Below are 10,900 nucleotides of genomic sequence, written 5' to 3'. Positions count from 1 at the left end.
GTTCGCCGACCGCGGCGCGGCCGGTCTTGTGCGCCGCCCACGCCGCGAGTTCCGCGAGGACCGCGGCCGGGACCAGGACCGCGCCGTGCACCACCTGCTCGGCGAGCCACGGGTGACGTTCCAGGCCGAGGCGTGCGCTGCCCACGACGCTGGTGCGCCCTCCGTCGTCGGGCAGGTCGATCACGCTGTCGAGCAGCGGATGGTCCGAGGTGCCGACGGCGGTGGTCTCCTCAGGGGTGTTCAGCCAGTACCGGCGGCGCTGGAAGGCGTACGTCGGCAGGTCGACGCCGGTGTCGTCCACGCCCTCGAACGCCGCCTGCCAGGCCACGTCGGCGCCGGCCGTGAAGGCTTCTGCCGCCGACTCGTACAGCCTCGCGAACCCGCCCTCGTCGCGGCGCAGCGAGCCGACCGCGAAGCCGGTGGCGCCCTCGGTGGCGTCGAACATCTCCTGGACGGTCATCACGAGCAGCGGGTGCGGGCTGATCTCGATCACGGCGCTGTCGGGCTCCTGCTCGATCAGCCCCTGCATGGCGGTCGCGAACTGTACGGGCTCGCGCAGATTGCGGTACCAGTACGCGGTGTCGAGCATCAGCGGGTCGATCGTGGCGCCGGTCACCGTGGAGACGATCGTCACCGGTGAGGGCTTCGGCGTGATGGTGCCGAGCTCGGCCTGGAGCCGGCCGTCGAAACGGTCCATCAGCGGGGAGTGAGCGGGCACGCTGACCTTGATCAGACGGGCCCGGACGCCCTCGGCCTGAAGGGTTTCGACCAGTTCCTCGACGGCCTGGGTCTCGCCGGAGACGGTGGTGGAGTTGGGGCCGTTCAGTGCGGCGATGCCGATCCGGCCCTGCCACTGGGCGAGGCGTTCGCGGACGTTGTCCTCGGGAAGCAGGATGCCCGCCATGGTGCCCTTGCCGGCGACCTCGATCGCGATACGGGAGCGCAGGGCCACGATCTTCGCGGCGTCCTCGAGGGTGAGGGCGCCCGCCACGTAGGCCGCGGCGATCTCGCCCTGGGAGTGGCCGATCACCACGTCCGGTGTGACGCCCAGGGAGCGCCACACCTGCGCCAGGGACACCATCACGGCCCACAGGACGGGCTGTACGACGTCCACGTCCCCCAGGTCGGCGGCTTCGGGCCCACCGCACACGGTGTCGATCAGAGACCACGCGACATGGGGTGCGAGCGCGGCCTCGCAGGCCCGCAGTTGGTCGGCGAAGACCGGGGAGGTCTGCCACAGTTCGCGGCCCATCGCGACCCACTGGGCGCCCTGGCCGGGGAAGACGAACACCGTCTTGCCCACGGGAGCCGCCTGGCCGCGGACGACTCCGCCGGTGGAGCCCTGCTCGTCGCCGGCGGCGACGGCGGCGAGCCGCTCCAGGAGCTCGGTGCGGTCGGCGCCGATGACCACCTGCCGGTGCTCGAACAGCGACCTCCGGGTCACCAGTGCCCGGCCCACGGCCGCCGGGTCGAGGCCCGCCGCACCCTCGTACGCGACGGCGTCGTACAGCTTCTGCGCCTGAGCCCGCAGCGCGTCCCTCGAACGCGCGGAAAGCACCCACGGCACCACCGCACCGGTACGGGACGGCAGTTGACCGCTCTTGGGGGGCTGGCCGGACCCCGCCTCCTCGGGCGGCTGCTCCAGGATCAGGTGCGCGTTGGTGCCGCTGATACCGAAGGCGGAGATGCCCGCGCGCCGGGGCCTGTCCTCGGGCGTGGTCCACTCGCGGGCCCCGGTGAGCAGTTCCACCGCCCCGGTCGACCAGTCGACGTGCTCGGAGGGCCGGTCGACATGCAGGGTCCTCGGCAGCACTCCGTGCCGTATCGCCATGATCATTTTGATGGTGCCCGCGACGCCCGCGGCCGCCTGCGTGTGGCCGATGTTGGACTTCAACGAGCCGAGATACAGCGGGCTTCGGCCCTCGCGGCCCTGCCCGTAGGTGGCGAGCAGCGCCTCCGCCTCCAGCGGGTCACCGAGCCGGGTGCCGGTGCCGTGCGCCTCGACGGCGTCCACATCGGTGACCGCGAGGCCCGCGTCGGCAAGGGCCGCGCGGATGACGCGCTGCTGTGCGAGCTCGTTCGGCGCGGACAGGCCGTTGGAGGCGCCGTCCTGGTTGATCGCCGAACCGCGGATCACCGCCCAGACCCGGTGGCCGTTGCGCCGGGCGTCCGAGAGCCGCTCCAGGACGAGGACGCCCGCGCCCTCGGAGAACCCGGTGCCGTCGGCCGCGTTCGCGAACGCCTTGCACCGGCCGTCCTCGGACAGGCCCCGCTGGCGGGACATCTCCACGAGCATCCCCGGGGTGGGCAGCGTGGCCACGCCGCCGGCGAGCGCCAGCGTGGACTCCCCCGAGCGCAGGGACCGTACGGCCTGGTGGATGGCGACGAGGGAGGACGAGCAGGCGGTGTCGGTGGAGACGGCCGGTCCGTGCAGACCCAGGGCATAGGCCACGCGGCCCGAGGCCACGCTGAGGTAGGTGCCGGTCATGCCGAAGCCCTCGGTCTCACCGGCCGCTCCGCCGCCCATACGGGGGCCGTAGTCGACGCCGTACAGGCCGGTGAACACCCCCGTCTGCGAACCGCGCAGCGTGGCCGGGTCGATGCCCGCGCGCTCCAGCGCCTCCCACGTGGTCTCGAGCATCAGCCGCTGCTGCGGATCCATGGCGAGGGCCTCGCGCGGGCTGATGCCGAAGAACTCCGCGTCGAAGTCCGGCAGTTCGTGCAGGAAGCCGCCGGTGCGCGTGTACGTCTTTCCCCGGGCCTGCGGGTCCGGGTCGTACAGGGCGTCGAGGTCCCAGCCGCGGTCGGTGGGGAAGCCGCCCATCGCGTCCGTCTCCTGGGACACGAGCGACCACAGCTCCTCGGGAGAGGAGACCCCGCCGGGAAAGCGGCACCCCACACCCACGACGGCGATCGGCTCGCGGGCACCCTCCTCCAGCTCGCGTACCCGCTCGCGCAGCTCCTGCGCGTCGCCGACCGCACGCCGCAAGTAGGACCGGAGCTTGTCCACTTCTTCCACCAGGGCCTCCCTCAACAGTTACTTGGAAGAAAGAGCGGCTACACGTATCCGCTGTCGATCAGGGCGTACAGGTCGTCATCACTGCTGTCCGCCGGCACCGGGCCGGCCGTGTCCTCCGCGCCAGGCTCGGCCTGGGGACGGTCCGGCTCGAGCCGCGACCACAGGTGGTCGGCGAGCTGCTGCGGCGTGGGGTAGGTGAACGCCACGGTGGCGGGCAGGCGTTGGGCGGCCGCCTCGCCCAGCCGGTTGCGCAGGTCGATGGCCATGGAGGAGTCGAAGCCGAGGGACTTGAACGTCTCGGTGGCCCGGGCCTGGACCTCCGCGCCGCTCAGCGCGGCGCCTCTGGTGGCAAGCAGCGCCGCCGTCTCCGTGCACACCAGGGCGCGCACCGCCTGGGCCGAGTCGAGGTCCGCGGCGCGGACGCCGGCCGTGTCCGGATGTCCAGCCGTGTCGTGCGCGGCGTCGGAGCTCGGGGACGCTTTGAGCCAGTGCCGCTGTCGCTGGAAGGGGTAGGTCGGCAGGGCGATCCGCCGTGGCGCGGGGTTCCCGGCCATCGCCGCGTTCGCCGCGGCCCAGTCAACCGGCACCCCGCGTACGTGCAGGGAGCCGAGCGACCTCAGGACCGTCGCCAGTCCCCCGTCCTGCCGGTTGAGGGTGGAGACGACGGCGGGCGGGGCGGTCGGCGCGTCCGCGGGCGGGGCGGTCAGCGCGTCCGCGGGCGGGGCGGTCAGCGCGTCCGCGGCCTCCTCCATGCCGATCTGGAGGATGGGATGCGGGCTCACTTCCACGTACACCCCGCCGCGTTCGCGCATGAGGTGCTCGATGACCTCGCCGAAGCGCACGGTCGAGCGCAGATTGGAGTACCAGTACGAGGCGTCGAGAGCACGGCCGTCCAACAGGCCCGTGGTGACTGTGGAGTGGAACTCCACCTCGGCCGGCCGGGGCGCGATCCCTTCGGCGGCCCGCAGTACCTGGTCGCGGACGCGCTCCACGTGGTGGGAGTGGGACGCGTAGTCGACCTTCAGCCGGCGCGCCCGGATGCCTTCGCCGTGCGCCGCCGCCTCGAACTCGTCGAGGGCCCCCGGGTCTCCGGAGATCACCACGGAGGCCGGCCCGTTGGCCACCGCCACCGAGAGCCGGCCCGCCCAGCGCACCAGGCGCTCCTCGACCCACTGCTGCGACGCGCCCACGGCGCTCATCCCGCCCTGGCCGACCAGCGGCGCCAGGGCCTGGCTGCGCAGCGCGACAACCCGTGCGGCGTCCTCGAGGCTGAGCGCACCGGCCACGCACGCCGCCGCGATCTCGCCCTGCGAGTGCCCCACCACCGCATCGGGGACCACACCGAGCGAGCGCCACAGGTGCGCCAGGGACACCATCACCGAGAACAGGGCGGGCTGGACCACACTGTCCCCGTCCTCCAGCGACGGGGCCGATGCGGCGCCGGTCACCAGGTCGACGAGCGACCAGTCCTGCCAGGGCTCGAGAGCGCGCGAACACGCGTCGATCGAGCGGGCGAAGACCTCCGACTGCGCGTACAGCTGCCGCCCCATGCCGGCCCACTGAGAGCCCTGGCCGGGGAAGACGAGGACGACCGGGCCCGCGGGTCCGGTGGCCGTGCCGCGGATCACCCGGGTCCCGGTGTCGCCGGCGGCCAGGTCCGTCAGGCCCGCAAGCGCTTCCTCGCGGTCGTCGGCGACGACAACGGCCCGGTGCTCGAAGGCCGTTCGCGTCGATACCAGCGCATGGGCCACGTCTTCCCGCGAGACGACGGGGTCCGCGGCCACCCGCTCGTGCAGGCGCGCCGCCTGGGCGCGCAGGGCGCTTTCCGAACGCGCGGACAGCACCCATGCGACAGGAGCGTCCGGGCGGCCGGTGGCGTCATGCGACGCGTTGCGCGGGGCGTCTTCCACCGCGTCATGCGACGCGTTGTGCGGGGCGTCGTGCGCTGCCTCGTACGGTGTCGGTGCCTGTTCGAGGATGACGTGCGCATTGGTGCCGCCCATGCCGATGGACGACACCCCGGCCCGGCGCGGCCGCTGCGCGGTGCCCGGCCAGGGGCGCGTGGCGCGCAGGACCTCGAAGTCTCGGTGGAAGTCCTCGACGGCGGGGTTGGCGGTGGTGAAGCCGGGAGTGGGGACGAGGTGGCCGTGCTCCACGCAGAGCGCGGCTTTGACGAAGCCGACGATGCCCGCGGCCGGCTCCAGGTGTCCGACGTTCGCCTTCACCGAACCGACGGCCAGCGGGCGGGTGCGGCCCGAGGGCCCCGACACCTGCCGCAGGCCCGAGAGTTCGGCCGGGTCGCCGAGCCGGGTGCCGGTGCCGTGGGCCTCGACGTAGTCGACATCGTCGAAGTCGATGCCGGCCCGCGTGAGGGCGGAGCGGACGGCTGCGGCCTGCCCGGTGGGGCTGGGGTCCGGCATCCGGGCGCTCGCGCCGGCGCTTGCCACGCCCCAGCCGCGGATCAGGGCGTGGATGTGGTCGCCGTCGGCGAGGGCGAGATCGGCCCGCTTGAGCAGGACGAATGCCCCGCCCTCGCCCCGCGTGAAACCGTTGGCCTTTGCGTCGAAGGGGTAGCAGCGGCCGTCGGGCGACAGGGCGCCCAGATTGGCCAGGCCCGCACCGGCCTCCGGATCGACGACCAGCTGCACACCGCCGGCGAGCGCCAGGTCGACCGCGCCGGATCGGATCCGCTCACAGGTCAGCGCAAGGGAGACGAGTGAGGAGGACTGGCCCGAGTCCGCGCTGAAGCTCATCCCGCGCACGTCGAGGAAGTTCGAGATGCGGTTGGCGATCAGCGCGCCGCTGGAGCCGAGCGCGGCGTAGTGGTCGTCCTGGTCACTGCCGGACAGCTTGCGCAGCAGGTCGTAGCCGGAGGCGGCCGCACCGACCACCACGTCGACCTCGCGGCCCGCGAGGGTGTCCGCCGCGAGGCGTGCGTTCTCGACGGCCTCCCAGGCGAGTTCGAGTCCGAGCCGCTGCGCCGGGTCCATGGCGGCCGCTTCCGCGGCACCGATGCCGAAGAACCCCGCGTCGAAGCCGTCGACGGAGTCGAAGAACGAGCCCGAGCCGAGCGTGGCCGCGTCCGGGTGCGCGGCGTACCGGGAGTTGGCGTCGTCGGCACGCTGCCCGGGGAACGTGCCGATGGTCGACTCCCCGTCCCGCAGCAGACGCCAGAAGCCGTCCGGGTCGTGCACACCGGGAAAGCGGCACGACATCCCGATCACGGCAATATCGGCGGCGGCGCCACTCATGGCTCTTCCTTCCGGTCTTCTTCGGTCCACGGCTCGTACAGGCGAAGGGCGAGGGGCGACGGGCGGCACGCGGCAGGTGCGACGACCTACAGGCGTGACAGGTGCGACAGGTGCGACAGGCGCGACAGGCGCGACAAGCGAGGTGCGATCCGCGCCGCGGTCAGCGCCAGCCGGTGAGCATCTCCCGCAGTTCACCGGGCGCGTCCATGAAGTCGTAATGGCCGCCGTCCAGGACCCGGAACTCCACCGAGTCCGCGTACCGGCGCCATCCGTACAGATCCTCGAGGCCCACGTCCGGGTCCTCGCGCCAGTGCAGGACGACGACGGGACAGTCCACGGTGGCGGGGTCGGTCCGCTGGTAGGCGCTCGCGGCCGCGGTGTCGCGCAGCAGCACCATGACGCCCAGGTCGAGCATGTCGGGGCGCGGTTCGACGCCCCGGCTGCGCACGAAGGAGCGGACCTCGGCGCGCAGTTCGGGCTCGCTCATGGAGAGCATCCGATCGCGGGCCGCATCGTGCGGGGCCGGCTGCCCGGACACGAACAGGACCTCGGGCGTCGGCAGCCCGCGTGCGGCGAGACGGAGCACGGTCTCGTACGCGGGCACCGCGCCCGCACAGTGCGCGAAGAACGCGTAGGGGCGGTCCAGCCACGGAGTGAGCGGTTCGACCAGCGCGTCGGCGAGATTCTCGTACGTGCCGTAGTGCGGGTGGCCGAGCCGGTTCTCCCGGCCGGGGAACTGCACCGGGCAGATCTCGATCCCGTCGAGGTCGCCCGGCCAGGCGCTGAACGCCGAGGCGCCCGCGCCGGAGAAGGGGAAGCAGAACATGCGGGCCGGGTGGTCGGTGCCCGGTGGGCGCACGAACCACGGTGACGTGGTGGTGGTACCGGTGGTCATGGCGTCCGCCGTTCCTGGGCGACGATGGGCAGGTGGGTCATCCCGGCGATGAAGTACGAGCGCAAGTGCTCCGGCTCACCGGCCAGTTCGAGCGAGGTGAACCGCTGGAGCAGTTCCTCGAAGAAGATCCGCAGGGTCATCCGGGCCAGGGGCGCGCCGATGCAGAAGTGCGGTCCGTAGCCGAACGCCACCTGGCGTTTGGCGTTGGGCCGGGTGATGTCGAAGGTGTGCGGATCGGCGAACTGGGCGGCGTCGCGGTTAGCTGAGCCGATCCATGCGACGACGGCGCCGCGGGCCGGGATGACTCCCCCGTCGAGCTCGACGTCGTCCACCGCGTACCGCATGAAGTTGCAGGCGGCGGACGTCCAGCGCAGCCCTTCCTCGACCAGGTTCGGTATCAGCGAGTGGTCCGCCTGGACCTTTTCGAACTGCTCGGGCCGCTCGATCAGGGCCTGCACGGTGCCCGAAACGGTGTGCGGGGTCGTCACGTTGGCGCCGAGGAGAATGCTGTAGCCGTCGAGGGCGATCTCCTCGTCGGTCAGCGGCTCGCCGCCGGGCCGTACGCTCATGAGGTGGTGCAGCAGGCTGTCGTCCTCGCCGCCCGTGGCCCTGCGCGATCTTGCCCAGTCCCGTACGTAGTTGACCAGTTCGTGGTGGGAGATGGCCAGCGTCGCCGCCTCGTGGGCGACCAGAAAGTGCCGGTCCGAGGGGGCCGTCACCATCGCGGTGAGCTGGACGAGCTCCTCCCAGTCCTTGGCCGGGATGCCGAGCAGCGGCCCGGTGACCATCGCGGGCAGCAGCAGGGCCCGCTCCGCGAGGTCGTAGGGCTCCCCGTCGAGGGCCGGCTCCAGGAAGCGCACGATCGTCGCGCGGATCGAGTCCTCCCAGGACCGCACCGCGCGAGCGGTGAGCTTGGAGCCGAGGGGCCGGCGCACTTCGGTGTGCCGGGGCGGGTCGGTGGACGTCATCAGCACGCCGGCCGCCTCGTCGTCGGTCCCGAGGTGGGTGGGGACCGTGCCGCGCTCCGAGGTGAACTCGCGGTGGTCGCCGAGCACCCGGCACACGTCCTCGTAGCGGGTCACCGACCAGAACTCCCGCCCGTCGGGCAGAACTTGGTGGTGTACGGGCGCCTTGTCCCGCATCACGTCCCAGATCCGGTGCGGATCACCCGACGTGTACAGGTCCAGATCGAAGAGGTTGACCGTGTCGAGGTCGACATCGCCCGCGGGCCCCGGCGTCAGCCTCACGTCGCCGACCGCCCCTGCTCGATCAGTTCGGCGACCCGGCTCGGGGTCTGGGCCAGGTAGAAGTCGCGCACGGACAGCTGGACTCCGTAGTCCTCGGCCACCCGGTCGATGATCTTGATTCCGGTCATTGAGTTGCCGCCCAGCGCGAAGAAGTCGTCCTCGGGGCCCACTTCGCGGCCGGTGAAGAACTCGGCCCACAGCTGGGCCACTTCGTCGACGAGCGATGCCTGCGCACTCGATGCCGTGACCTGTCGTTCCATTTCCAGCCTTTCCCTTCCTCTGCCGAACGGGAAATCCCGCACATGCCGTCCCGTCGGCGGGACATATCCATGAATTGACCCGGGGTACTGATGGAATCGAGGCTCGGGGCCGTCGCGACGCCAACGTAGATGCCGCAGAAATGGCCGGGCAAGCAAAGACGTCACGCACCCCTCGCCGAACAGCCTTTGTCCCGCCGACGGGACAGCATGTGACGCCTACGACGGTACGGTCGGGGCGGCCGGCCGGGAGTAACTCCCAGCGGTATCCGGTGTGTCAGAAGATCCTGTGGTGGAGGGGAATTCCATGCTCAAGTCGCAACGACTTGCGGTGCTGCCCATCGACTCGTACGACCTGGACGAGGAACTGGCCCTCGTGGACCGCCACGAATACGGCGGTCAGTACGACGTCTTCACCTTCGGCTCATGGTCGTCGCACGTGCTGGCCAACGCCAGCGGCGCCGAGTCCGATGTCACGTTCCGCCCGCACGAGGGCACGCTGGCGCTCACGGAACTGGGCGAGCAGCTGCCGAACATCATGACCCTGGTGACCACGCACTTCCCCCTGGAGCGGCTGCAGTGGGTGCGCATTTTCGCGCTGCGCGAAGGGATCATCGCCCCGCACGTGGACTTCCTGGAGTGGGCGAAGCCCGGTCTGCGGGTGCAGGTCCCGCTGCGCACCAGCGAGGAGTCCCTGCACTCGGAGAACGACACGCTGTACCACATCCGCCGCGGCGAGGTCTGGAAGATCCACTCGACCGATCCGCACTCGGCACGCAGCACCAGCGCGCAGGCGCGCCTGTCCCTGTGCCTCGACTTCAGCGACGAGGACGTGCCGCTGGACATCAGGGGCACGGTTCCCGCGACCCGGGAGGTGCGCGTCGTGGAGCCGCCCGAGCCCAGCGACGCGGAGCTGGAGGAGCTCATCGCCTCCGGTGAGACGTTCACGGCGCAGAACCTGCACGCGCGCTTCCGCCCCTTCGCCGAGCTCCACTTCGAGCGCAAGGCCCACGCCACCGCGGCGTTCGACTGGTTCCTCCAGGCCGCGCGGCGCTCCGGCGACGAGGACCTGGTCGCCAAGGCGCAGGCGTTCCGTACGTACTGCATCGAGAAGCGGGCCGAGGACGAGGAATTCGTCTGGTAGGACCGTCTGCCGCGAAAACCGCCGAGGGGCGGCGCACCTGGGGTGCGCCGCCCCTCGGGCCGTGTGCGTGGTGTCAGCGGCTGGTGGTGCCCTCGCGCAGCCGGTCCATCATGTGCCGGGTGCTCTCGATCGGGCTCTCGGCGGGTGCCGCCTCGGCGCTCGACGGCAGCGCCGCGTTCAGCTGGGCGACGCGGTCGTCCCACTCGTCCTGGCCGGCGAACGGGATCGTCTCGCCCTCCTGGTAGGCCGGGAACGGCCGGTAGGTGTTGACGCCGCTCCGGTCGGATCCGCGCACCAGGAGCGGGTCCAGGTAGACACGGTCACCGTGGATACGGGTGGCCGTGGAGATGTAGCCCATGTCCAGGCCGCAGCGGCGCTTGGCGGAGGTGTTCGGCTCCGAGCAGTGCAGCAGGTTGGGGTGGTGGATCGACACGTCGCCCGGCTGCAGTTCGATGCAGACGACGCCGCGCTCCTCGGACCACTGGCGCACGATCTCGTCGCGTGCGGAGGAGAACAGCATGTTGTCCGTGTCCGTGCGGGAGGTCGGCGTGTGCAGCGGCAGCACATGACTGCCGGGGATCATGCGCAGGCAGCCGTTCTCGACGGTGGACTCGTCGACGGCCAGCCACACCGTGAGCGCGTCCATCGGGCTGAGCGGCCAGTACGCGCCGTCCTGGTGCCAGAGCACCGGCTGCCCGTCGTAGGGGGGCTTGCAGATGTAGTGGGCGGTGAACGAGGCCACGTCGGGCCCGAGGAAGAACTCCGCGATGTCCACGAGCCGGCGGTCGGAGACGACGCGGGCCCAGAAGGCGTCATTGCGGATCAGCGGGTGGTGGAAGTGCTCGGGTCGCAGGTCCGGGTACTTCTGCGTGAGCCACGCGACGTGCGCCTGCAGCTCCTCGATGAGTTCCTTCGGTATGACGTTGCGAATGATGGAGAAGCCCTGCTCTGCGTATTCCCTCGCTGCCTTCTCGAGGACGCTTTCGCTAACGGCTGTGGTCATGCGTCAGATCCTTTGCAGGTTTCGGTGGCCCGTTACCGGAAGGAATGAATCGGTCGGATCACGCGGATCAGAGAATTCGGCGCG

6 protein-coding genes and 1 pseudogene are annotated in these 10,900 nt (G+C 71.3%); 1 reads left to right on the top strand and 6 read right to left on the bottom strand.

Annotation, left to right across the window (positions count from 1 at the left end; genetic code table 11):
• The 5 genes and pseudogenes from ABT367_RS16850 to ABT367_RS16830 form a co-directional block, all read right to left on the bottom strand.
• A pseudogene (locus tag ABT367_RS16850) lies at positions 1–3,004 on the bottom strand (type I polyketide synthase); the annotation flags it as partial.
• 53 nt (positions 3,005–3,057) lie between these two features.
• Entirely contained in the window at positions 3,058–6,270 is a 3,213-nt protein-coding gene (locus ABT367_RS16845; RefSeq protein ID WP_352253859.1) for a type I polyketide synthase, read from the bottom strand.
• A gap of 160 nt (positions 6,271–6,430) precedes the next feature.
• Positions 6,431–7,165: a thioesterase II family protein gene (locus ABT367_RS16840; RefSeq protein ID WP_352253858.1), complete on the bottom strand. Its 735-nt coding sequence runs from the start codon at positions 7,163–7,165 to the stop codon at positions 6,431–6,433.
• Positions 7,162–8,412 (bottom strand): cytochrome P450, encoded by a 1,251-nt coding sequence (locus tag ABT367_RS16835; RefSeq protein WP_352253857.1) that lies wholly within the window; start codon positions 8,410–8,412, stop codon positions 7,162–7,164. Before ABT367_RS16835 ends, ABT367_RS16840 begins: the two co-directional genes overlap by 4 nt.
• Entirely contained in the window at positions 8,409–8,672 is a 264-nt protein-coding gene (locus tag ABT367_RS16830) for an acyl carrier protein (RefSeq protein WP_165330000.1), read from the bottom strand. Before ABT367_RS16830 ends, ABT367_RS16835 begins: the two co-directional genes overlap by 4 nt.
• A gap of 304 nt (positions 8,673–8,976) precedes the next feature.
• On the opposite strand from ABT367_RS16830, the gene ABT367_RS16825 reads away from it, so the two are divergent.
• Positions 8,977–9,813 carry a putative nonproteinogenic amino acid hydroxylase gene (locus tag ABT367_RS16825; RefSeq protein WP_352253856.1) on the top strand — a complete coding sequence of 279 codons (837 nt, stop codon included), beginning with the start codon at positions 8,977–8,979 and terminating at the stop codon, positions 9,811–9,813.
• A gap of 73 nt (positions 9,814–9,886) precedes the next feature.
• Here the strand turns inward: ABT367_RS16825 and ABT367_RS16820 are convergent, their stop codons facing one another.
• Positions 9,887–10,816: a phytanoyl-CoA dioxygenase family protein gene (locus tag ABT367_RS16820; RefSeq protein WP_352253855.1), complete on the bottom strand. Its 930-nt coding sequence runs from the start codon at positions 10,814–10,816 to the stop codon at positions 9,887–9,889.
• Positions 10,817–10,900 lie beyond the last annotated feature (84 nt).

It is taken from the genome of Streptomyces mesophilus (assembly GCF_040300965.1).
Taxonomy (GTDB): domain Bacteria; phylum Actinomycetota; class Actinomycetes; order Streptomycetales; family Streptomycetaceae; genus Streptomyces; species Streptomyces mesophilus_A.
The sequence above is the reverse complement of the archived record's forward strand: the minus strand, read 5'-3'. Positions and strand labels throughout refer to the sequence as shown.